The organism is Chryseobacterium sp. WLY505, assembly GCF_030846215.1.
Classification (GTDB): domain Bacteria; phylum Bacteroidota; class Bacteroidia; order Flavobacteriales; family Weeksellaceae; genus Chryseobacterium.
Window position 1 is genome coordinate 57,339 of sequence record NZ_JAVCWI010000015.1, and the last position, 19,238, is coordinate 76,576.

The window sequence follows — 19,238 nt, forward strand, 5'->3', positions numbered from 1 at the left end:
TTTATTTTTTTTCCAGCCATTTTTTATAGTCATTAACTCTCTTCTTCCTATCGATTTTAGTTGTATTTGTTCCATTCATTATTTCAGTACATAGTTTTATTTTCTCTTCATCAGATAAAAGATTAAGAAGAGCTTTAGCAGCTATGTAATTTGGATTGATCATAAAAGAATTTTTTTAAATAGTAAATTTTGAAAAAGCAAGAGACTTTAAATAGAGCTTCCTTTACTGTTGAAAAAAAAATACAACATTTGATGTGAAATTATATACAACATTATATGTTATTTTATATATTTGTACAAATAAAAATATCTCTGCTGCAACAGAGATAGTTAAAAGAATAAACGTTATGAAAGTAAATCCTTATTTTTTAGGAAGCGAAGATAGTGATTCTTCGAGACACATGCAAGGTAAAAGAAGGCTTGCAAATTATGATGGATGTAGGTATGATCTAAAGGATATATTACCCGATTTATTTAGTGTATTTAAGTTAGCTGCAGAAAGGACAAATGCAGCACTTCAGCAATTTAAACCTGAGGCTAGATCTGGAAATTTAGAACCAAATATTCTTCAAAGTTGTTTTGCTGAAGAATTATTTTCTCGCTTTAAGCTACAGGCGTCATTTGGAAAGTATTCCAGAATAACTTTGCGGGCTAAAGGTTATATTATTTTGTTTAAAAAGTTTTCTAATACAGGAAAACCAATGAACATTAAAACCAAGAATGTTCAAAACATCAACAATCAAAAGCAAACTCTGAGCTTATTTGCCATGGAGGATAGTGACTATCAAGATGAACCAATATTATTTTTTGGTTATAAAAAGAATCGTTTGAATAAAATTGTAGATCCGCAATTAGTTTACCTTGATGAAGGCGTGATTAGATTTGCTATTCACGAATCTGAAATTGTAATTCCACTAGCTACTCCTAAGACAATTAACAGACCACAAATTTCTGAGGAAAACAAACCTCGCATTAAAAAAAGTAATTAAGAGTAGATTACAATCTACATCTTTCCAAATAATATAGAATGAACCATAAACAGTTAACTTTTGCAAGGGAATTTAGATCTCTGACGCAAACAGAGTTATCTAATGCAATCCCAGGCTTATCCCAGTCGAATTTATCTAAATTTGAAAAAGGATTAAGTGTGTTGTCAGAGCAAGTTCAGCAACGAATAATTGCTTACCTGGACTTTCCTGAGGATTTTTTCACCAAGAGAATTTATAATAATTTAGAACATGCACATTATAGAAAAAAAGCAACAGTTTTAAAATCATCAATTTCTCTTTTTGAATCCCAATGTAAGATTATTGGCTATGTGGTTGATCAAATGGCCACCTTAATAGAGTGGCCTGAATTTAGATTGGAGCCTTTAAATGTTGAAGAGGGCTTTACTCCCAAATATATTGCAGGCTACACGCGAAAAATTCTTGGTTTAAAATCTGATGAACCAGTACGTGATGTTTTCTCCTTGTTAGAAAATGGAGGAGTTATAGTTTATGAAATTGATACAATTGATAAATTTGATGGAATTTCGTTTATAACTGACAAAGGATATCCTATTATTATTGTTAATAAAAATTTCCCTAATGATCGCAAAAGGCGAACTCTAATACATGAACTAGGTCATCTTTTAATGCATAATGAAAATAACTACGCAATTTCAACTTACAGGGATGAAAAATGGAGAGAGGGAGAAACCGAAATTTTCACGAGTGAATTTTTAATGCCCGAAGATGAAATAGGTCGCTCATTACAATATTTAAGAATGGGAGATCTTTTACCATTGAAGCAGTACTGGCTTACAAGTATGGCATCAATTATTAGAAGAGCTAAAGATCTGGGTTATATTGATAAGGATCGATATAGATTTTTTTCTATTGAAATGAGCAGGACTGGACAGAGCAAAAACGAAGAAGGTCAGGTATATATTGATAAGGCTAAGTATTTTAGTGAAGCTTTTTATCTAATAAAAAATGAACTGGATTATAGTTATGAAGATTTATCAAGAGCGTTTTCACTGCCTGTAGATGTGTTGAAGAAGATATTCTATTTTGATCAACCATTTTCGCTTAAATTAGTACAGTGATATAACATAGCCCCGATATCCGGGGCTATGTTATATTCTAACAATTTTTACTTTCAACCCCAATTCCTTGGCAACTTTGATAATGTTCAGGGTTCCTTTGCTTTCTCTGTCCCAGAAGGCGATTAATGCTTCAGCGTATTCAGACATCTGACGGTTTCGAATTGGGCCAGCCTTCGGTCCTAAATCCCAATTGGCTGCAAATTTAGAAAGTTTGTAACCACTATCAACAGCGTATCTTTCTCCTAGGAAATCTGCACCTCTTGCTCCGCCAGAAACAATCTCTTTTTCATGATAGTTTTGCAAATAGTAATCACACAGTTCCTTTAATAAAGAATAGTCTTCAAATGTTCGGGTTCCGGCAATGATTACTTTGAACATTTTATTTGTTTCTATAAATTAATGCTTGTAATTCTAATAATTCTTTGGTATTAATGTTTTCTTTTTTAGCCTCTGCTTTTGCAATGATATCATTAATTGCAAAGTTTACTTCGTTATTACTATTATCACTGATTGGAAGCTTGTAGTTTCCATGGAAGGAAGGATTAACAATAAAGTAAAATTTACGGATATTCATATTTGAACTCCATACTGAAATATTAATCATGAATGGTTTGTTAAAATGTTCGACTCTATATTTTGATTCATGGCTAACCCCACTTACTAATACTACCTCTGGTTTATTTTCTGTATTGAATGATTTAAAAAGGATTTCTTTTTTATCAAGTTCTATCCAACTTTGGTTTTTTGTATCAAAATATTGGCTTTTTGAAATATTATAAAAGACGATGTTGTAGTGTAGGCCGATTAGCGGATAGTCAGAAGTGTTAACGAAATTGAAAGTTATACTTTTTTCTAACCTTAAATGCATACTGGTTATAGAACAATCGATTATAGGTTCTTGCCTTCTATTAAACATAGCTTCAACTAAGCCGTGAGGGGCGTGTCTAGTCTCTGTTTCAAAACGCAAATAATAAATTCCATTATGAAGACATTGATGAGGAGGTGTATCGCTTTTTGGGATATCAATTATTTGGGTCATTCCTCCATCTTTTATTTGAACATCATGTATTCTTAAATTACTTGGAGCGGGCGAAATGTTACTAGATATTTTCTGATAGAGCCAATCTTTATGCTTATGAATACTTTTTGTAAGATCTCCTTTGAAAGACTCTTTACCGTTGCCGTCTTTCGTAGGCTTTGGAGATCCAATAACAATCAAGCCTCCTTGTGAATTATGAAGGGCAGCAACTTCTTGATATACTTTTTCCAGTTTAACATCTCCTGATTTAAATTCAAGAATAGATGATTCTTCCTGTTCTTCATTAAAGAAATTAATTAAATCTTCTTCAACAATGTCATAAATATTTTTTTTAAAGAATAGTTCCGAATAGTACATAGTTTTTATTAGTTTTTATTTCTTTAGATATCCTATTATAATTTCATTTCCATTCTCATCCTTCCGGTAGATGGGTTCCGAATCTTCTTCCTTACTTGGACTTAGTAAATTGCGGACATCCTCATCAAGTGCATCAGCAATTTTTAAAAGAGTATCAACGGTTGGGTTGCCATTAATTATTTTATTAAGACCAACTGTAGTTATATCTAACTTTTCTGCAAGCTCAATCTGGCTCATTTTCTTTTCTTTTAAGACTTCTTTGATTCTTAGCATGTTTAAAGGCTTTATTCTGCAAATATAACACAAAAGTATAATATCAAATTTAAAAATTATACAAAAAAGTTTAATAAAAATTTGCAAGATTAAATATTTATGTATAATATTGCAGTATAAACTTAAACATATGAGTTTAAAAATAAACAATAGAATATACATTATGAAAACACATACTACAACACAGATTTTAGATTACACCAACGCAAGATTAAAAGACTGGTATAACGAAGTTAAAGATTATGGTGTAAATGGTGGGGCAGTAGCCTTTTTATATAAAGGTAAAATTGTAATTGATTATTCAGAGAATGGCGTAAACGGCCGGTTTCATCTTAATCATTACGAAGGTGAGGCAATTGATTACGTTTTCAATGTTTGGTCTGAAGATGCGAATTTAGAAAACGACAAAGTGGCTTAATACAATACTTAAAAATTATAAATATCATGAATACATTATTTCAGCCAGAAACCGTAAAACTCAATGTAGATTTAAATGCTAAAATCAATCTAAAAGGGCACTGGCAACAATTAAAAGCGGCATGTGACGGTATCAATAGTAAAGTAAAAAGCCGCAACACTTATTTTCACAAAAACATACTAAATCAAAATTAATTCAGCGGGGTAAAACCCGCTTTTGGTGGTAAAAGCAAAAATCAACGATATGAAAACTACGATATCTTTCAGAAAAACAGTAATGCTACGAGCATATCACATAATGGCAGAAACGGGCAAGAATTGGGCTGATTGCCTTCGTAAAGCTTGGCAATTATACCGAATTAATAAAGAGATGCATCAAGGTGAGGTAACGTTTTATTTCGAGAAAAAAGACGGCGAAATTCGCAAAGCTACCGGTACTCTGAAAATTGAATATGATTTCAAAACCCAGAACCAACCGAACCCGAAGGTATTTACTTATTTCGATATTGATGCAAATGATTTTCGTTGCTTTAAAATCGCTAACTTTATCGGGCTGGCAGCTGTAGATCATTTTACACCTTTAGCGATTGAATTACCTACCGGTAGCAATTATATCAAGCCGAAAGCTCAGAACCTACGAAATAGAAGAAAAACCATTAAAGCGAAATAACACATGAAAACCCGAAAACTAATACCAACTGCAAATAGAAGAAAGATGAACGTTTCTTCAACACCTCGAATCATCAAAGAATACACTACAGAAGAAAAAGAACAGCAAAAACCGCTTTTTTTGGTAATGCAGAAGGTTTGGTTCGACCAAATAGATACGGGCAAAAAAACAGAAGAATTTAGAGACGGTACCAACTTCTATAAATCGAGGCTTTGTAATATCGATAAAAAGACCGGCGAAATCATCAGCATTAAAAATTATAAAACAGTTGTTCTGCAGGTTGGCTATCATGCAAACGCAAAAAGAATGATTGTTGAGATCAAAAAGATCGATTTAAAGCGAGATTTTACTATTCACCTGGGCAAAGTAGTCGAAAGGCAAAATTTCTAATTAAATAGAAAAATATATAATTCAACCACTCTATTTGATAGGGTGGTTTTTTCATGTGTAATAAAAACGGTTTTTAAAACAATTATTATTAAAGTATTGCTTTATATTATTTGTTTTAAATTGCAATAAATCAAAGTAATAAATAATTTTGCTTATTATGGTGACGGCCGAAATACGAAGTAAATATAAAGGCAAAAGCATAGAGGCTTTAATTGAGACTTTACAGAAGCTTGTTAACGCAAAAGTTCGAAAACGAGATAGTAAAGACGGTTATTTCATTTGCATATCATGTGATGATCTAAAACCGGTAAATCAGATGAATTCTGGGCATTATTTCGCCAAAGAATTTTATAAATCTGTTCGGTTTGATCTCGATAATATGCACGGGCAATGCGTAAGATGTAACAAGTATTTAAGCGCGAATTTGATACCGTATAGGTCGAATTTACTTTTAAAGATAGGTGAGCATCGTTTACGTCAATTAGAACAAAAAGCAGCCTTAAAAAACTTCAAATTCAGTCGTGACTTTTTGATTGAACAAATAGAAAAATATAAGCATGAAAAATACTAAAGAACTGTATTTGGTTCTGACCAAAAAAAACTTTGTTGACATTCTTAAAGGTGTCAAAAAAGAAGAGTACCGAGCATTCTCAGACTACTATATTGAACGTCTGGGCGAAGTTGATGCAGACGGCGAGCTGATCGGCACCGTGGTGCCTGAAACTATTCGCTTTCAAATGGGATATAGCAAAATTGCTCCTCAAATGGTAGTTGAATGCCAAGATGTTCTTATTGACGTGGATAAAGATGTAAAAGAAGGCGAAGACCTTACAACTGAGAACAGCAATTTCGCCTTAATTCTAGGTGCTGTAATCGAAAGTTCCAACTGTGAAAAACTAAATGTTTAACCTTAAATACAATTGCAATGTCAGAAGCTACAGCAAGAAGTGCAAGAAGAGCGGTAAGGAGATCTTTCGCTAGAATTGCACCAAGAGTAATCAGACGTAGAGGATAATGGATTTATCAGCTACATTAAACAGTATCATTTCCCTGTCAAAGAAACATGACAGGGTGATACTCTTTCATTCCGGAGCAGGAAAGGATAGTATTGCTTTGCTGAATATGATGGCACCGCATTTCCGGGAAATTATCTGTGTTTACATGTACATGGTTAAAGATCTTGAACATATAAACCGGTATATCCACTGGGCAGAAAAGAAGTATCCGAATTGTCGTTTTATCCAAACTCCACACTATGCACATTACAATAACAAGAAGCACGGAGCCTTCGGGGCTGATCCGGTAAAGTATGCGGAATGGAATGTATCTAAGATAAACGAAAAAGTAAAGGAGGATACAGGCATTGAATGGGCAGTACTCGGATTCAAGAAAAATGACTCTCTTAACCGTAGACTAATGCTGAATTCCTATCCAGATAGCATGACCAGCGAATCCGGCCAAAAGCTTTACCCGTTGGCGGACTGGAATAACAAGCAAGTATTGGCCTACATCAAGAAAAACCGATTGATTGAGCCAATAAAATATGGGAATACCGGAAACGTACGCAGTCAGGGAACTGATGTCACAGACCTGTCTTTTCTGCTTTGGTGCAAAAAACATTATCCAGGTGATCTGAAAAAGATCATTGAAGAATTTCCAGACGTAGAAAGAATCCTATTCGAATATAACCATTCACAAAAACAACATGAATAAAATAAAACAGAGTGAAACTATAATCCTGAAACGCTCAGAGATAACACCAGCAGACTATAACCCCCGCACAATTACTGAGGATGCGAGAAAAGCTTTAAAGAAAAGCATCAAAGAGAATGGTATTATTGGTGGTATGGTTTGGAATAAGCAAACTGGGAACCTCGTCTCTGGGCATCAAAAGCTAAGTATTGCTGATGAAGTGAATAAGTACGAAGCTGGAAATGATTATGAGATCAAAGTAGAAGTTATTGACGTTGATCTAAAGAAAGAGAAAGAGCTTAATATCTTCTTCAACTCGAAAGCGGTCCAGGGTGAAATGGATTATAAGAAGCTCGCACAAATCTATCCGGATATTGATGCATCATTGGCAGGTCTTGATGATGTGGATCTTTCCATGATTGAAATCGAATTACCAAATACTGATCACATTGAGATTCCGAGTTTTGAGCCTCAGGAAGAAAAGAAGATCAATGCAGAGTATGAGAAGTCAATCACCCAAGAGCTGAACAACACAAAGCATGTTCCGGAAGCCAGCGTTCATGAAATGGAACGTAAAGAAGCTGCAGAAGAACTGACGGCCGAAGAAAAGAAAGCCAAGATCAAAGAGATTAAAGAAAAAGTAAAGCAAGGGGCAGTGCTTCAAGGTGATCCATATTTTACAGTAAGCTTCTCTGACTACGACTCCAAAGTAATATTTCTTGAATATCTCGGTTTCAATCCAGAAGATTCTTACATAAAAGGTGAAGAGCTGCAACAGAAAATGGAAGAGGTCTATGCGAATTGACACTACAAAAAGCCCATGTAGTAAATTCATGTATACTCATGAGCGGGAAGCAAAAGAAATCATAACCAAATGCAAATCTGCAAGTAGTAGAAGTAAAATCCCGAAGAGACACTATTACTGTAAAGAATGTGGAGGGTGGCATGTTACAAGTCAAAAGAATAAATCAAAATTTCAATAGGATGAATAAAGTTATTATAATGGACAAGCAAGGCAATAAGATTAGAGAAATCGAAAGCGCTTTTATTCCAAATGAAGGCGAATATATCTGGTTAGATCAGACAATTGAAAGATCGGATTCAAGAAAGGTTACGGGTAGAGTTGTCGATGTTGTAAACCGAAGCTTCGTAATTACTTTAATAGTGGAATAATTGAGTTATGGCAACAAGAGGTAGAAAGGTAAAGTACAATTCTAATGTACATCCAAAACAAGCTTTAAAGTATACATTGCTCGGTTTAACCGATAAGCAGTTAGCCGGTGTATTGGAAATTGCTGAGTCTACCTTAAACCTATGGAAGAAAAAATATCCAGAATTTTCGGAGTCCGTACGCGCGGGAAAGATTGATGCAGATGCTAATGTTGCTTCCACGCTCTACAAAAGATCCTTGGGACACACGCAGAAAAAACAATTCGCATTCAAAGTCAAAGCATATGATGAAAAGGATAGGCAGATTGAAAAAGTTGAGATTGTAGAAGTAGACGAGTATATTCCTCCATCTGACCAGGCTATCAATATGTGGTTAAGTAACCGCCAAAGAAAAACATGGGGAAGTAAGAGTGAAATTGAGCATTCTGGCGAGTTGAAAGGTAAAACAACAATAGTATTTTCTAAAGGTGCGAAAGGAAAAGATTGAAAATGAAGTGTTGAATCTATCGGATAAGTATGAACCATTATTCGAGTGGTTGGATTGTCCTAAATTCCTTGATGAAGAAAAGACAATTCCAAACCCATTATATAATGTAAATACCGTTGTTATTACTGGGGGAAGATATTCCCAGAAGTCATTCGCAATTGGTACCTTTTCAGGGGTTGCAACAAAAGATTTTAATCACCGCATCCTTTACACTCGATATACATTAACCTCAGCAAAAGACTCAATTATTCCTGAATTTGAAGAAAAGCTTTCTCTCCTTAATTGTGCTGATGAATTTAAAGTAACCAAAGACAGTATAAAAGGCATTCATAATGATAGCAAAATAGTATTCAAAGGAATTAAGACCGGTTCCGGAAATCAAACTGCTTCCTTAAAGTCCCTGAAGAATTTCTCAATCTTTGTTCTTGATGAAGCGGAAGAAATGCCTGACTTTACTACATGGGACAAAATTAAAAAGTCCATGAGAGCCTTAGATGTTCGTAACCTCTCCATACTTTCATTAAACCCGGCAACTGAAGAACACTGGATACATGAAGAGTTGTTCGAGGGAAAAGGAGTAGAAGCCGGATTTAATGGCATAGTTGGAAACGTTCTGTACATTCATTCTACATACAGAGATATTGAACGAGAATTCATTTCCGATGACACATGGAATGAGTACGAGGAACTGAGGATGATATATGAGAATTGGAAATCTCTCTCATCAAAAGAAAAAGGAGAACATGATCCTAAGCTCGTAAAGAAAGCAAAATATTTCCTTCATACCATTTTAGGTGGTTGGCTTAACAAAGCAGAAGGAGTAGTATTTGAAGACTGGGAAGAAGGAGAGTTTGTCGATAATGGTAAAGCAATATTCGGTCAAGACTATGGATTCTCAGTAGATCCGACAACACTCGTTAAGGTGTGCATTGAAAAATCATTGAAGAAGATCTATGTCAAGGAATATTTGTACCGACCGAAAATGACAACTTCTCAGATATACGAATTTAACAAGGAAATAGCAGGAGAAACTCTAATTGTTGCTGATTCCGCAGAACCTCGATTGATTGAAGAACTCAGAAAGAAAGGAAACAATGTCATTGCAGCAGAAAAAGGACCTGGATCAGTAAGCGGAGGAATTGCCCGAATGCTTGATTATACACTTGTAGTAGATCCGGACAGTAAAAACCTCAAAAAAGAATTAAACAACTACGTGTGGCATGATAAGAAATCAAATACTCCCATAGACGACTGGAATCACCTTATTGATCCTATCCGATATGTTGTATTAGAACTTACAGAAGCACCTAACAATAACCTTAGCAGAATAGCATCTTTAATATAATGGACGAGAAATATTACCAATTACAGACAATCGGCGAGAAAATAGCCTATCTTAAAGATAACGGAATTCCTCTGCCGAATATTGAGCAGTTTAATTCTGAGTGGGACGAAACCCGGCACCGTATCATGACGGATCTCTATAATTACCCAGATCGTATTGTCGAGTATGAATATACTGATGAAAAAGGAGATAAGAAGGAAGGGAAACGTATTGAAAAACTTAACCGTATTCCGTTAGCTTATCAAAAAGATATCGTAGCGAATGCAGTTACCTTCCTTTATGGCAATCCTGTAAAATATACAAACAATATTGAAGATACGTCCTTGTATGATGCTTATTTAAAGCTTGTCGACAAGGAAAAGCTGATGTTTGTAGATAGAGAAATTGCTAAAGCAAATGGACGTTTCACTCAGTGTGCAGAATTGTGGTGGGTAGATGATGAGCCGAATGAGTTTTATGGATTCCCTTCTCAATTCCGAATGAAAGTAACTTTGCTTTCACCGGATAAAAACAAAATGTACCCATATTTTAACGACCAGGGCGATATGATAGCTTTCCTCAGAGAATATGAGAAGCGTATCAATGGAGTAAAGGTTAAATATTATGAAATATACACCGCTGAAAGAATTGCCATACTTCGGGATGCAAACGGAGGAATAGAACTTGTATCTGAGACCGTCAATTCAATTGGTAAAATTCCGATCGTTTGGTATTCATTTGAAAACGTAGAGTGGTCAAAAGCTCAGAAAGCTATTGAAAGGTTAGAGGAAATTGCAAGTGATACTGGTGAAGTTAACAAAAAGTTCTCGGCACCAATATTAGCACTTACAGGTGAGGTTACCGGAAGTTTTTCCAAGGATAAAACAGGAAAGGTGCTGCAGCTAAACGGAGATAAAGCCAGTGCAAACTTTGTGCAGCCGCCGAACGCCAGCGAATCACTTTCTAATGAGAAGGAAAACCTTGAAAGCATCATATACAAAATGACCAATTCCGTAAACATATCGCCTGAAGCTTTAGAAGGCTTAGGAAATATGCTAGCCACGGAAAATGCTGCGTTCCTATTCATGTTGCCGCATCTGAAGGTTATGGATAAAATGAGCGTATATGTGCCGGCATTGAAGCGTAGAATGTCCATTGTAAAATCTTTCTTCCAGTTAATGAATACGGGTTTCCGCAATAGCGATCTGGACGCAGAACCGGTTATTACTCCTTACATCATAAACAACGAAGCTAAGTTCTATGAAATGCTAATGTCAGTGAACGGAAATCAACCATTATTCAGCCAAAGAGCAACAATGGAAAAAGCCGGGATCAAGGACGTGGACAAGATGCAGGCAGAAATTAAGAAAGAAAATCCAGCACCAATTAAAACGCCGGTTCCCCAATAATACACAAGCCTTCTTTTTAAGAGGGCTTTTTGTTATATTTGTCGAAAACTAAACGCATGAATAAAATCTTTAGAAATTCGGAATACGCATACAAATATTTTAAAAAGATAGCTGAAGAGAAATTCAAAAGAATACTATTAAAAAAAGGATTAGATATTAATAACATTGAAAATGATAATTTAGAAATCCTAAAAAATAAAGATGAAATAAGTACATATCTACTTAATAATTCTAGTCTATTTCAAGATGATTATATTACATTTAATAGCCCTGAAGATTTCGAAATTGCTAATAGTGGGTTTGAACAGACAAGATTCACATTTGTTTTACATTCCTATTTAAGAAGTATACATGACCTTATTCAAGAAAGGATTAATGTGTTAGAACAAACTAACAAAGTTGAATCTATAAAAAATCTTGTGGGGAATTTACCTGAAAATGATATAAAGGACAAACTTAAAATTGAAATAGAAGAACTTGAAGCTAAAAAGAGGGAGCTACAAACGATTAAAGATGAAGAAAAGGAAAAATTAAGTGATGAGATTGAACTCGGAAAGCATAAAACAGATATGTTTGTCAAAAAAACTGATGTTTTCCTCAAATTTTTGGACCGTGAGTCTGTTGCTTCAATAGTTGGCTCATTGCTTCTATTGACAATGGGTATTTGTTTGATAGTAGTAATGTTTAGACATGAGGAACCATTGAAAATTATAGAAAGCGCGTTTTTATTAATACTTGGATATTTCTTTGGTCACTCTAAAAACAATAAATAAAATAGCCCCTTAATTGGGGCTTTATTATTTAGTGCAATACCTAACGTTTTGAGGCAAGGGCCTTGACAAACTTTTATCAACCACTTTTTCTCTCATTAAAGATTTCTTATTAAAATGCCTAGATATATTTTGAGATAATTCCGTAAAATTGTCCGTGCCATCAGATTTTTGGTGGTAGAATATTTTAATTGATTTACAATTTTGATGTTCAAACAGAGTGTTTAACAATGTTCTGTCTGATAGGCCACACGAATGCCCCATTATATAGATCTGATACTCGAAACCTTCAATCCAATTTAGGAGTTGTCGATAGTTTGAATTATTGAAGTACATAAACGATTTTATATTTTCTAGAAATTTATTATTTCCAGTGTTTTCTAAAACCTTGTAATGGTCATCCATTTCATCTCCAAATCCGAAATTTATTGGATTTTCTAAATCCATGAGTTTGCCGTGAATTTGAATATGTCTTGCTCTTCCCAATAATGTTTCTTTTTTTTCATTGATTATTCTGACATAATTTTCTACATTTTTGGTATAATTAAAATCTAAGAACAAGTTTTCAGAAAATATATAATTTTTTAAAATGTTTTCTGATTTAAAGTCTCTCAAGAACTCTCTAACTTGAGCTTTGTAATTTGCTGGAAATTCATTCTGTAATTTTTTCAATTCTTCTGGTGAATATTCTTTATACCGTAGTAATTCTAGAATGTCTAATAAGTCTTCATATTTATTTGTGAATGCATATTTATCATTTACTTCACTGTTTAAATAATGCTCTAATAGAATTTTAATTTCAGAGAATTCAGAGTTAAGTCTTTCTATTGATTCTATTTGGGGGTATTTTTTGTCATTGTTAACTAAAGACAACAGAACTTGATAATATGTGTTCTCTATATCAACCCAGTTCTCGGCATTTTGCACAGTTATAAGCTCGAAAAAACTATTTTTGAATTCGAAAATCATTGAAGGATATTCATCAAAATATGGATGTTTATAATATATTTTAAAACTGGAACTCCCATAATGTGAGTCATAAAAGTTATAATCTGAACTTCTTAATGATGCCTTTGTCGAGTCACAAAATGCTGAGTAATTAGCATGATTTTGTAGTGTAAAGTGACTGATATTTATATTAAATAAATTTTGAAATAGGTCAGAATTGTTTATTTCAGAAAAATTTTGCCATATCCAATCTAAAAATGATCTATATGAAGTTGGAAGCCCATGAGCAAGGTCAAAACCATTGCCAATAATAACGAGTCTATTCATGAATTAGTTTTGCTTCAAAGTTAACTCTTTTCCTTTAAATTTTTTATTTCGTTATGTTTTTGAATGTAGTAATTTGAGAGTAAAATGTTATTGTAATCCACTGAAGTAACATTTCCTGAAATAACCAATTCTTTTGCTTCAGCTTTTGAACAATCTTTAAGTTTAGATATTTCATCGTAAATAGGAAATCCTAAATTGAGTAATTGTGTACAATCATCAATACTCATTTTGTCATTTAAATACACCACGTTTGTTATGGTGTTGAATTTCTCTTCTTCAACGCCAATAGTATCGGCGATGATTTTAATTGATTGTGTTATTTCAAATTCCATAATTCAAATATACGATGTATGAAGTTAAATTTCTTCAATTTGCTTTAAAAGATGATTAGCTTCTTCATTATTGCTTGGTTGAGGATACTGCTTAAACACCAATCCATTCTTAGGAGATGCTCCTGTGACTGTTTTATCCTTGTGGACCGTCAGAGAGTTCCAAATATTCTCTGTAAGTTCTTTCTGGTAGTTGGTACAGAAAGTTGTTCCGTTTGCTTCTCGGATAGTCTCTTTTTGATATCCGTTTTCTTCTAGGAAGCTGTAGAAATTAAATTTGCTCATTATGTTTATTTTATATTACCAAGAAATAACTGTTTCGTATTCATTATTTCCGCATTTTTTGTAGTCAACTTTATAGCCTAATTCTTTTAAATACTCCTGTAATTCAGTATCTAATTTGTGATAATATTCACATTGGAATTTTCCAGCAGCCGCATAATGTTTAATACTTCCCATAACTTCATCAAATTGTTTGTTGAAATCAGATAATATTTTGGTTTCAGCAGTTTTTCTTGTGTCTATTGCTTTCATCGTCGTTTATTTTTTAAGCCAGGTAAGAACCTGGTGAGTATGGAACATTAATTTAGTTTTCTGCTTTCTATTTTCATAGCCACCTATAATCAATTCTTCAGGCAATAGTTTATTATCAATTAAGGAGTAAACACGTCTTCTAGGTTTCCCAATTATCTGGCAAAACTGATCCAAAGTAAGTGATATGGACTTCGACAATTCTACCAGATGAGACGCTTCCATTACATCACGGAGCGTCATATCTGCCATTCTTTTATTCAGTAATTCGTTCATGCGGTAATTAAAACTGCTTATTAAAGTAATACTTTATATAACTATGCTAATTTACAACATTACTTATTGTTATGCAATAGTAACTAAAGTACTTTTGAATATAATAATTAAATCTAAGTAATGTTTGAAAAAATCCTACAAGAGCTTAAAACCAAATACAAGAATCTGGGGTTAAGCGATACAATTTTAAAAGCCAAAGCAAAGCAAATTGAAAAGGCGGTTAAAACAGAGGAAGAAATCGCAGAAGCAGTAGCAGGGGTTGAAGATGACCTGGCAATATTCCAGTCATTCGCTGACCAAAACAGAACGTTGGCAAAGAAGATCGAAGAATTGGAAAAAGGAAAAGGGGCAGATCCAAAGCCTGAACCTACACCAACTCCAAAACCCGAAGATCCAAAACCAGCACCAACGGGCGAACCGGAACCAGCTTGGGCTAAAGCCTTAAGAGAGCAAATGGAGAAGCAGAACGAATTGATCTCAGGCTTTCAGGCGGAAAAAACAGCTCAAACCAATGCTCAAAAGCTGCAAACAAAATTAGACGAACTAAAAGTCTCCAAAACTATTCAAGCGCTAATTCCTGCCGGGCTCACATTCGAAAATGACGAAGCTATTGAAGCATACGCAAATGATATGAAAACAAAATCAGATGCGATTGCTCAGGAGTTCGGAAACAGTGCATTAGCTGCAACAGCAAAACCGCTTTTCGGAGAAGCTAAAAAGGAAGGAGAAGTTTCGCCAGATGTTCAAGCATACCTAGATGCTAAAAAACCAGCAAAAACCAATGAATAACATTAATACAGACTTCACAGCAGGAAGACAGATTGTTGTATTCGATCAGATTGATGCTACATACCCGGGAGGTGTTCATGTATCGAAAACGGATGCGGCAGCTAGATTTACTGATGGGGTTATTCCAGCCGGTACCGTAGTGGTACCAGATGCTGATGGACGATACAAAGTCTTAAACGTGGCTTTGACAGCACCTTTACTTGCGGGAACTATTGGGTTAGTATCACATGATATTAAAATTGACGATTATCCTCTTGCCTCAATTGTAATGGCAGGAACAGCAAGAGTGGACGCTTTGCCTGACAAAGAAAAAACAGGGATTGCTTTACTAAAAGCAGCACTACCAAGAATCTCCTTCATCTAAATAAATAATAAACAATGATTATTAACGCAAATAATATCGTACCGGAATTTTCACAACCTAATGCCGAAGCGATTATCAACAGCTATGCCTTAGGAGATTTACAGTACAGAAATTACTTTCCTTTAGAATACAATACAGATCTAACGTTTTCGAATCTAGAAGCAACGACAACTGCTAAGGTTATGGCCGCTATTGTTTCGATTGGTTCTAAAGCACCTAGAGCGGGACGTGAATTCGTAGAAGCAATCAAAGGTGAACTTCCAAAGATTGAAAGAGCGAGAGATCTTGACGAACATGATTTGATTTTAATTCAAAAGTTGAGAAATTCAGTTGCTTTGAATCCGAATAACGCGTCTATCAAAAATAAAATGATCGATAAGATTTATGGTGATTCCACTTATGTGTTGGATGCTGTAAATGCTCGTTTGGAATGGACTGCAAAACAACTTTCCTCTACAGGTAAATTCAAAACAACCGTTGATAATAATGCAGGAGGTGTTGCTGATTTGACTATCGACTTTAAGGTCAAGATGCAAAACGCTGCAAAGGATTGGTTCGTTGCAGCTGATGCAAATCCTATTGCGGATATTAAAGTTATCCAAAAGTTAGCTACAGACAAGAGTTACAGATTTGTAACAATGACCATGGATCAGGTTACTGCCAATCAATTGGTAGAATTAAAAGCGGTTCAAGAATTTGTTTATGGGGTAGCAAATAATGGGGGAACAACACAATTTTTTACACCAACACTTGAACAAGTTAATACCAGATTAGCTCTTTATGGATTGCCAACTATTCGAGTTTGGGAAAGTGCAATTGCTCATGAGAATAAAGCAGGTGTTTTGTCATCAACGAACGGATGGGAATTAGGGAATGTCTTGTTTTCGGTTTCTCCACAATTGGGAAATACACAGTACACAACTACACCTGAATTCAATATGACTTTCGGTGACACAACGGCACAAACAATTGCAGAAGGATTTGTTTTGGTTAAAACCTTTGGAGTTCAGGATCCCGTGTTAGTTTCTACTAAAGGGACAGCATTCGCAATGCCGGTGCTTAACGATACTAAGAAAAACATAATTCTGAAAACGAAATTAGCATAATGACTATCGGGGAGTACATACAAGAAAAATTTTCTCTTTGGTCGGTTGAGTTTTCCGATGGTATGCTTGCAGCTGAATTAGCTCGCGTGAACCTTAATCCATCCGAAACCATAACGAATGAAATAAACCTAGACGATTTCTTTTATAACATCATCCCCGATATCATTAATATGCCTTCCAGTGTTTCTGAGGGTGGTTATTCAATCTCCTATGATAAAACCGCTCTCATGAAATACTACTCAATGGTAGCACGGAAACTTGGAAAGCCAGATTTGTTCTCTGAAAATACAATCACAGATATAACTGCAAGATGGGGATAAAGCAATTTCCTTATACGTTAAAGGTCCTAAAAAAGACAGAAGCTCAGTATGATCCGGATACCGGTAATTGGACACCTGGATCAGAAGAATGGATTACAGTTTCAAACTGTAGAGACGAAGGAAACGAAGGAGGAAACAGGATTGTGACCACAGATGGAGAAATATATGTCTTTGGAGCTGTCATTTACCTGCCTAAAACCAGTTCGTCTGTAGAATTAGGGGCAAAGGTTAGAGTATTCGACAAAGATGGAAATACAAGGCTCGAAGGAGATAATAAGCTATTCAAAAAAGAACAACTGCACGCAAGATTATGGGTTTAACGTTAGACAGTTCCGGATTTGAAAGGCAGATTCTACAAGCAACGCAACAATTGGAAGCTAAAATGGTTCAGATTCTGGCCGACGCAGGTCGTGTAATAGCGGCCGCAGCCAGGGCAAATGGAAATTATAGAGATGTTTCAGGGGACCTTAGAAATGCAAACGGTTTTCTCCTAATGATTGATGGTGTAGTTAAAGCTGAAGGTTTTCTTTCTGGGAATGGCGCTACAAAGGCACGAGCATTGGCTTTGCAGGTTTCCGATACTCGAAGAGGAATGATTAGTCTGGTAGTCGTTAATGGAATGGATTACGCTGCAAAGGTGGAAAGTCGAGGATTGGATGTTCTTACGTCAGCTGAACAATTCGCTAAAAGAGCAATCCCACAAATGATAAATCAACTGAAGCAATGAAGACAGTATTAGAAGCCAAACAGTGGATTTTTGAGCTGCTTACACAGTCGAATATTAGATCTGTTATTTCCGGAAATATTTACAAAGACAAAAGGCCATCAGGAAGCAAGAAAGAGGATGTAGTTATCAATGATATTTCAATGGACAATTCCTTCTTGCAAGACGGTGTATTCAATGTTAACTGCTATGTACCTATGCTTTCGGTAAGTCTTAATGGAGTTACTCAGTATATGCCGGATACAAACAGACAGTTAGTAATTGCCCAAGCGGTAAGTCCAGTATTTCAGAACATTTTCAGACCACAATTCAATCTCACAGTGGAAAGCCACAAAACCTTTGAGGAAGAGGCAGAAAAAGCCAATTACATCAATTTCAGAATCAATTTAAAAGCATATAACTAAAACAATATAAACAATGTCATCAATTAACAACGGCTTAGCCAAAATTGAAATAGGAGCCATTGCCGCTGATGGTGGAATGGGAACAACTCTGGAAAGATTGGGTGAAGTGAAAGAAGGAACTTTCAAAGTAAACCAAGCAGAAGGAGATAAAACGGAATTCAAAGTGGAGGAACATGATGATCCAATTTTTATCAGACAGAAAAAGGGGACCCTAGCATTTGAATTTGAAATTCATAATCCGGATGCTGCAACCTTCAAGCAAGTATGGGGAGGTACTGTTGATGCCACAACCGGAAAATTTACACCGCCAACCAACTTAATGCCAATTGAAAGATCTTTAAAGATCACTCCTGAGATTGGCTATGGTTTCGATGTTCCAAGAGCTCAGATTTCTGCAAGATTTTCTGATGCTATGGGGAAAGATTCCTTGCTAGGGGTTATTGTTACGGCTACGGTTCTAAAGCCAACAAAGGAAGGGCTGGCAAACTTCGAAAATCCAAAGTATCCAACAACTCCATAATACAATCACCATGGGTCTATCTCTGGGTAGGCCCTTTTAATAAAAACTCTATATGGAAAACATAGAATTAGAGAAGCAGGAGTTAGAATTTTTGGTTGGTGAAGGATACAGCTTTGAAACCATTTTTCTAGGAAAGAAAAGGACCTGGAAAATTGGAAAGCTTTCAATGGGTAAAATGCTTAGAATTTCAAAGATTTCCATTAAAATCAAAGTAGATGAAGACGCCCTTTCGAATAGTGATCTTTCTATTCAGCTACCGGCACAATATGAAGCGGTAAGAGATAATGCAAGCCTTTTGGCGGAAGCCGTGGCAGTTGCAGTTGAAAGCAAGTTGCCGAAATGGTTTCTAAAATGGCACTTCCTAAACTCTCTCAATAGCGAAGAGGTAATGAAATTCTCCCTCGAACTATTGAAATTCTCAAACTATCAAAATTTTATGACCTCTACGGTATTAATGAACGGGAACCGTCCGACCAAAGCAATGCCGATAGAGAAAGTGGTCTAAAAACTATA

The 19,238-nt window shown here is 35.2% G+C and carries 33 protein-coding genes; 24 read left to right on the top strand and 9 right to left on the bottom strand.

Features of this window, described 5'->3' with window-relative positions; translation table 11 throughout:
* Position 1: 1 nt before the first annotated feature.
* The gene (locus RAH34_RS20900; RefSeq protein WP_306597397.1) at positions 2-163 is read right to left on the bottom strand and encodes a hypothetical protein; all 162 of its coding nucleotides are present in this window, start codon (positions 161-163) and stop codon (positions 2-4) included.
* Positions 164-254: 91 nt separating this feature from the next.
* On the opposite strand from RAH34_RS20900, the gene RAH34_RS20905 reads away from it, so the two are divergent.
* Together RAH34_RS20905 and RAH34_RS20910 are read left to right on the top strand one after the other, a co-directional pair.
* Complete coding sequence (locus RAH34_RS20905) at positions 255-989, top strand: hypothetical protein (RefSeq protein WP_306597398.1); 735 nt, start codon at positions 255-257, stop codon at positions 987-989.
* A 38-nt stretch (positions 990-1,027) separates the two neighbouring features.
* Positions 1,028-2,089, top strand: coding sequence for an XRE family transcriptional regulator (locus RAH34_RS20910; RefSeq protein WP_306597399.1), 1,062 nt, complete (start codon positions 1,028-1,030; stop codon positions 2,087-2,089).
* Between the two features lie 30 nt (positions 2,090-2,119).
* Here the strand turns inward: RAH34_RS20910 and RAH34_RS20915 are convergent, their stop codons facing one another.
* From RAH34_RS20915 to RAH34_RS20925, 3 genes are read right to left on the bottom strand one after another with little or no spacing between them, the layout of a single operon-like run.
* A complete protein-coding gene (locus RAH34_RS20915) occupies positions 2,120-2,467 on the bottom strand; it encodes a DUF2493 domain-containing protein (protein ID WP_306597400.1) in 348 nt (115 codons plus the stop codon).
* A 1-nt stretch (position 2,468) separates the two neighbouring features.
* A complete protein-coding gene (locus RAH34_RS20920; RefSeq protein ID WP_306597401.1) occupies positions 2,469-3,485 on the bottom strand; it encodes a helix-turn-helix domain-containing protein in 1,017 nt (338 codons plus the stop codon).
* 15 nt (positions 3,486-3,500) lie between these two features.
* A complete protein-coding gene (locus RAH34_RS20925) occupies positions 3,501-3,758 on the bottom strand; it encodes a helix-turn-helix domain-containing protein (protein WP_306597402.1) in 258 nt (85 codons plus the stop codon).
* A 163-nt stretch (positions 3,759-3,921) separates the two neighbouring features.
* Here RAH34_RS20925 and RAH34_RS20930 point away from each other — a divergent pair, with 163 nt between their 5' ends.
* From RAH34_RS20930 to RAH34_RS20990, 13 genes are all read left to right on the top strand, one after another.
* Complete coding sequence (locus tag RAH34_RS20930) at positions 3,922-4,176, top strand: hypothetical protein (protein WP_306597403.1); 255 nt, start codon at positions 3,922-3,924, stop codon at positions 4,174-4,176.
* A 26-nt stretch (positions 4,177-4,202) separates the two neighbouring features.
* Complete coding sequence (locus tag RAH34_RS20935) at positions 4,203-4,370, top strand: hypothetical protein (protein ID WP_306597404.1); 168 nt, start codon at positions 4,203-4,205, stop codon at positions 4,368-4,370.
* Between the two features lie 49 nt (positions 4,371-4,419).
* The gene (locus RAH34_RS20940) at positions 4,420-4,845 is read left to right on the top strand and encodes an SH3 beta-barrel fold-containing protein (protein ID WP_306597405.1); all 426 of its coding nucleotides are present in this window, start codon (positions 4,420-4,422) and stop codon (positions 4,843-4,845) included.
* A 45-nt stretch (positions 4,846-4,890) separates the two neighbouring features.
* On the top strand, positions 4,891-5,235 hold the full coding sequence (locus RAH34_RS20945; protein ID WP_306597406.1) for a hypothetical protein: 345 nt from the start codon (positions 4,891-4,893) through the stop codon (positions 5,233-5,235).
* 157 nt (positions 5,236-5,392) lie between these two features.
* The gene (locus RAH34_RS20950) at positions 5,393-5,806 is read left to right on the top strand and encodes a recombination protein NinG (RefSeq protein ID WP_306597407.1); all 414 of its coding nucleotides are present in this window, start codon (positions 5,393-5,395) and stop codon (positions 5,804-5,806) included.
* Positions 5,793-6,143: a hypothetical protein gene (locus RAH34_RS20955; RefSeq protein ID WP_306597408.1), complete on the top strand. Its 351-nt coding sequence runs from the start codon at positions 5,793-5,795 to the stop codon at positions 6,141-6,143. The genes RAH34_RS20950 and RAH34_RS20955 overlap by 14 nt, the downstream gene beginning before the upstream one ends.
* Positions 6,144-6,249: 106 nt before the next feature.
* Entirely contained in the window at positions 6,250-6,948 is a 699-nt protein-coding gene (locus tag RAH34_RS20960; RefSeq protein ID WP_306597409.1) for a phosphoadenosine phosphosulfate reductase family protein, read from the top strand.
* Positions 6,941-7,732: a DNA methylase gene (locus RAH34_RS20965; RefSeq protein ID WP_306597410.1), complete on the top strand. Its 792-nt coding sequence runs from the start codon at positions 6,941-6,943 to the stop codon at positions 7,730-7,732. The genes RAH34_RS20960 and RAH34_RS20965 overlap by 8 nt, the downstream gene beginning before the upstream one ends.
* A 179-nt stretch (positions 7,733-7,911) precedes the next feature.
* Positions 7,912-8,100, top strand: a complete 189-nt coding sequence (locus RAH34_RS20970; RefSeq protein ID WP_306597411.1) for a hypothetical protein — start codon at positions 7,912-7,914, stop codon at positions 8,098-8,100.
* Between the two features lie 7 nt (positions 8,101-8,107).
* Entirely contained in the window at positions 8,108-8,584 is a 477-nt protein-coding gene (locus RAH34_RS20975) for a terminase (RefSeq protein WP_306597412.1), read from the top strand.
* Positions 8,565-9,929 (top strand): PBSX family phage terminase large subunit, encoded by a 1,365-nt coding sequence (locus RAH34_RS20980; protein ID WP_306597413.1) that lies wholly within the window; start codon positions 8,565-8,567, stop codon positions 9,927-9,929. Before RAH34_RS20975 ends, RAH34_RS20980 begins: the two co-directional genes overlap by 20 nt.
* Entirely contained in the window at positions 9,929-11,317 is a 1,389-nt protein-coding gene (locus RAH34_RS20985; protein WP_306597414.1) for a phage portal protein, read from the top strand. The genes RAH34_RS20980 and RAH34_RS20985 overlap by 1 nt, the downstream gene beginning before the upstream one ends.
* 56 nt (positions 11,318-11,373) lie before the next feature.
* The gene (locus tag RAH34_RS20990) at positions 11,374-12,090 is read left to right on the top strand and encodes a hypothetical protein (protein WP_306597415.1); all 717 of its coding nucleotides are present in this window, start codon (positions 11,374-11,376) and stop codon (positions 12,088-12,090) included.
* A 24-nt stretch (positions 12,091-12,114) separates the two neighbouring features.
* On the opposite strand, the gene RAH34_RS20995 is transcribed toward RAH34_RS20990, so the two are convergent.
* The 5 genes from RAH34_RS20995 to RAH34_RS21015 are packed head-to-tail and all read right to left on the bottom strand — an operon-like array spanning position 12,115 to position 14,498.
* Positions 12,115-13,362, bottom strand: a complete 1,248-nt coding sequence (locus RAH34_RS20995; RefSeq protein ID WP_306597416.1) for an AbiH family protein — start codon at positions 13,360-13,362, stop codon at positions 12,115-12,117.
* Positions 13,363-13,382: 20 nt separating this feature from the next.
* On the bottom strand, positions 13,383-13,694 hold the full coding sequence (locus tag RAH34_RS21000) for a hypothetical protein (RefSeq protein ID WP_306597417.1): 312 nt from the start codon (positions 13,692-13,694) through the stop codon (positions 13,383-13,385).
* Positions 13,695-13,718: 24 nt separating this feature from the next.
* Positions 13,719-13,976: a hypothetical protein gene (locus tag RAH34_RS21005; RefSeq protein WP_306597418.1), complete on the bottom strand. Its 258-nt coding sequence runs from the start codon at positions 13,974-13,976 to the stop codon at positions 13,719-13,721.
* A 15-nt stretch (positions 13,977-13,991) separates the two neighbouring features.
* Positions 13,992-14,225 carry a hypothetical protein gene (locus tag RAH34_RS21010; protein ID WP_306597419.1) on the bottom strand — a complete coding sequence of 78 codons (234 nt, stop codon included), beginning with the start codon at positions 14,223-14,225 and terminating at the stop codon, positions 13,992-13,994.
* 6 nt (positions 14,226-14,231) lie between these two features.
* Entirely contained in the window at positions 14,232-14,498 is a 267-nt protein-coding gene (locus RAH34_RS21015; protein ID WP_306597420.1) for a hypothetical protein, read from the bottom strand.
* A 120-nt stretch (positions 14,499-14,618) separates the two neighbouring features.
* On the opposite strand from RAH34_RS21015, the gene RAH34_RS21020 reads away from it, so the two are divergent.
* From RAH34_RS21020 to RAH34_RS21060, 9 genes are read left to right on the top strand one after another with little or no spacing between them, the layout of a single operon-like run.
* Entirely contained in the window at positions 14,619-15,287 is a 669-nt protein-coding gene (locus RAH34_RS21020; protein ID WP_306597421.1) for a hypothetical protein, read from the top strand.
* Positions 15,280-15,651, top strand: coding sequence for a hypothetical protein (locus RAH34_RS21025; RefSeq protein WP_306597422.1), 372 nt, complete (start codon positions 15,280-15,282; stop codon positions 15,649-15,651). Before RAH34_RS21020 ends, RAH34_RS21025 begins: the two co-directional genes overlap by 8 nt.
* A 14-nt stretch (positions 15,652-15,665) precedes the next feature.
* Positions 15,666-16,757: a major capsid protein gene (locus RAH34_RS21030; RefSeq protein ID WP_306597423.1), complete on the top strand. Its 1,092-nt coding sequence runs from the start codon at positions 15,666-15,668 to the stop codon at positions 16,755-16,757.
* Positions 16,757-17,077 carry a DUF6706 family protein gene (locus tag RAH34_RS21035; RefSeq protein ID WP_306597424.1) on the top strand — a complete coding sequence of 107 codons (321 nt, stop codon included), beginning with the start codon at positions 16,757-16,759 and terminating at the stop codon, positions 17,075-17,077. The genes RAH34_RS21030 and RAH34_RS21035 overlap by 1 nt, the downstream gene beginning before the upstream one ends.
* Positions 17,068-17,397 carry a hypothetical protein gene (locus RAH34_RS21040; RefSeq protein WP_306597425.1) on the top strand — a complete coding sequence of 110 codons (330 nt, stop codon included), beginning with the start codon at positions 17,068-17,070 and terminating at the stop codon, positions 17,395-17,397. The genes RAH34_RS21035 and RAH34_RS21040 overlap by 10 nt, the downstream gene beginning before the upstream one ends.
* A complete protein-coding gene (locus tag RAH34_RS21045; protein WP_306597426.1) occupies positions 17,388-17,804 on the top strand; it encodes a hypothetical protein in 417 nt (138 codons plus the stop codon). The genes RAH34_RS21040 and RAH34_RS21045 overlap by 10 nt, the downstream gene beginning before the upstream one ends.
* Complete coding sequence (locus RAH34_RS21050) at positions 17,801-18,205, top strand: hypothetical protein (protein WP_306597427.1); 405 nt, start codon at positions 17,801-17,803, stop codon at positions 18,203-18,205. The genes RAH34_RS21045 and RAH34_RS21050 overlap by 4 nt, the downstream gene beginning before the upstream one ends.
* Positions 18,206-18,218: 13 nt before the next feature.
* Entirely contained in the window at positions 18,219-18,725 is a 507-nt protein-coding gene (locus RAH34_RS21055; protein ID WP_306597428.1) for a hypothetical protein, read from the top strand.
* A 52-nt stretch (positions 18,726-18,777) separates the two neighbouring features.
* Positions 18,778-19,230 carry a hypothetical protein gene (locus RAH34_RS21060; protein WP_306597429.1) on the top strand — a complete coding sequence of 151 codons (453 nt, stop codon included), beginning with the start codon at positions 18,778-18,780 and terminating at the stop codon, positions 19,228-19,230.
* The last annotated feature ends 8 nt before the right edge of the window (positions 19,231-19,238 follow it).

Bases quoted from the DNA above. Each gene is read 5' to 3' on its own strand.
- RAH34_RS20900 (WP_306597397.1), bottom strand. From the start codon at position 163: ATGATCAATCCAAATTACATAGCTGCTAAAGCTCTTCTTAATCTTTTA.
- RAH34_RS20910 (WP_306597399.1), top strand. From the start codon at position 1,028: ATGAACCATAAACAGTTAACTTTTGCAAGGGAATTTAGATCTCTGACG.
- RAH34_RS20915 (WP_306597400.1), bottom strand. From the start codon at position 2,467: ATGTTCAAAGTAATCATTGCCGGAACCCGAACATTTGAAGACTATTCT.
- RAH34_RS20920 (WP_306597401.1), bottom strand. From the start codon at position 3,485: ATGTACTATTCGGAACTATTCTTTAAAAAAAATATTTATGACATTGTT.
- RAH34_RS20925 (WP_306597402.1), bottom strand. From the start codon at position 3,758: ATGCTAAGAATCAAAGAAGTCTTAAAAGAAAAGAAAATGAGCCAGATT.
- RAH34_RS20930 (WP_306597403.1), top strand. From the start codon at position 3,922: ATGAAAACACATACTACAACACAGATTTTAGATTACACCAACGCAAGA.
- RAH34_RS20935 (WP_306597404.1), top strand. From the start codon at position 4,203: ATGAATACATTATTTCAGCCAGAAACCGTAAAACTCAATGTAGATTTA.
- RAH34_RS20940 (WP_306597405.1), top strand. From the start codon at position 4,420: ATGAAAACTACGATATCTTTCAGAAAAACAGTAATGCTACGAGCATAT.
- RAH34_RS20945 (WP_306597406.1), top strand. From the start codon at position 4,891: ATGAACGTTTCTTCAACACCTCGAATCATCAAAGAATACACTACAGAA.
- RAH34_RS20950 (WP_306597407.1), top strand. From the start codon at position 5,393: ATGGTGACGGCCGAAATACGAAGTAAATATAAAGGCAAAAGCATAGAG.
- RAH34_RS20955 (WP_306597408.1), top strand. From the start codon at position 5,793: ATGAAAAATACTAAAGAACTGTATTTGGTTCTGACCAAAAAAAACTTT.
- RAH34_RS20960 (WP_306597409.1), top strand. From the start codon at position 6,250: ATGGATTTATCAGCTACATTAAACAGTATCATTTCCCTGTCAAAGAAA.
- RAH34_RS20965 (WP_306597410.1), top strand. From the start codon at position 6,941: ATGAATAAAATAAAACAGAGTGAAACTATAATCCTGAAACGCTCAGAG.
- RAH34_RS20970 (WP_306597411.1), top strand. From the start codon at position 7,912: ATGAATAAAGTTATTATAATGGACAAGCAAGGCAATAAGATTAGAGAA.
- RAH34_RS20975 (WP_306597412.1), top strand. From the start codon at position 8,108: ATGGCAACAAGAGGTAGAAAGGTAAAGTACAATTCTAATGTACATCCA.
- RAH34_RS20985 (WP_306597414.1), top strand. From the start codon at position 9,929: ATGGACGAGAAATATTACCAATTACAGACAATCGGCGAGAAAATAGCC.
- RAH34_RS20990 (WP_306597415.1), top strand. From the start codon at position 11,374: ATGAATAAAATCTTTAGAAATTCGGAATACGCATACAAATATTTTAAA.
- RAH34_RS20995 (WP_306597416.1), bottom strand. From the start codon at position 13,362: ATGAATAGACTCGTTATTATTGGCAATGGTTTTGACCTTGCTCATGGG.
- RAH34_RS21000 (WP_306597417.1), bottom strand. From the start codon at position 13,694: ATGGAATTTGAAATAACACAATCAATTAAAATCATCGCCGATACTATT.
- RAH34_RS21005 (WP_306597418.1), bottom strand. From the start codon at position 13,976: ATGAGCAAATTTAATTTCTACAGCTTCCTAGAAGAAAACGGATATCAA.
- RAH34_RS21010 (WP_306597419.1), bottom strand. From the start codon at position 14,225: ATGAAAGCAATAGACACAAGAAAAACTGCTGAAACCAAAATATTATCT.
- RAH34_RS21015 (WP_306597420.1), bottom strand. From the start codon at position 14,498: ATGAACGAATTACTGAATAAAAGAATGGCAGATATGACGCTCCGTGAT.
- RAH34_RS21020 (WP_306597421.1), top strand. From the start codon at position 14,619: ATGTTTGAAAAAATCCTACAAGAGCTTAAAACCAAATACAAGAATCTG.
- RAH34_RS21025 (WP_306597422.1), top strand. From the start codon at position 15,280: ATGAATAACATTAATACAGACTTCACAGCAGGAAGACAGATTGTTGTA.
- RAH34_RS21030 (WP_306597423.1), top strand. From the start codon at position 15,666: ATGATTATTAACGCAAATAATATCGTACCGGAATTTTCACAACCTAAT.
- RAH34_RS21035 (WP_306597424.1), top strand. From the start codon at position 16,757: ATGACTATCGGGGAGTACATACAAGAAAAATTTTCTCTTTGGTCGGTT.
- RAH34_RS21040 (WP_306597425.1), top strand. From the start codon at position 17,068: ATGGGGATAAAGCAATTTCCTTATACGTTAAAGGTCCTAAAAAAGACA.
- RAH34_RS21045 (WP_306597426.1), top strand. From the start codon at position 17,388: ATGGGTTTAACGTTAGACAGTTCCGGATTTGAAAGGCAGATTCTACAA.
- RAH34_RS21050 (WP_306597427.1), top strand. From the start codon at position 17,801: ATGAAGACAGTATTAGAAGCCAAACAGTGGATTTTTGAGCTGCTTACA.
- RAH34_RS21055 (WP_306597428.1), top strand. From the start codon at position 18,219: ATGTCATCAATTAACAACGGCTTAGCCAAAATTGAAATAGGAGCCATT.
- RAH34_RS21060 (WP_306597429.1), top strand. From the start codon at position 18,778: ATGGAAAACATAGAATTAGAGAAGCAGGAGTTAGAATTTTTGGTTGGT.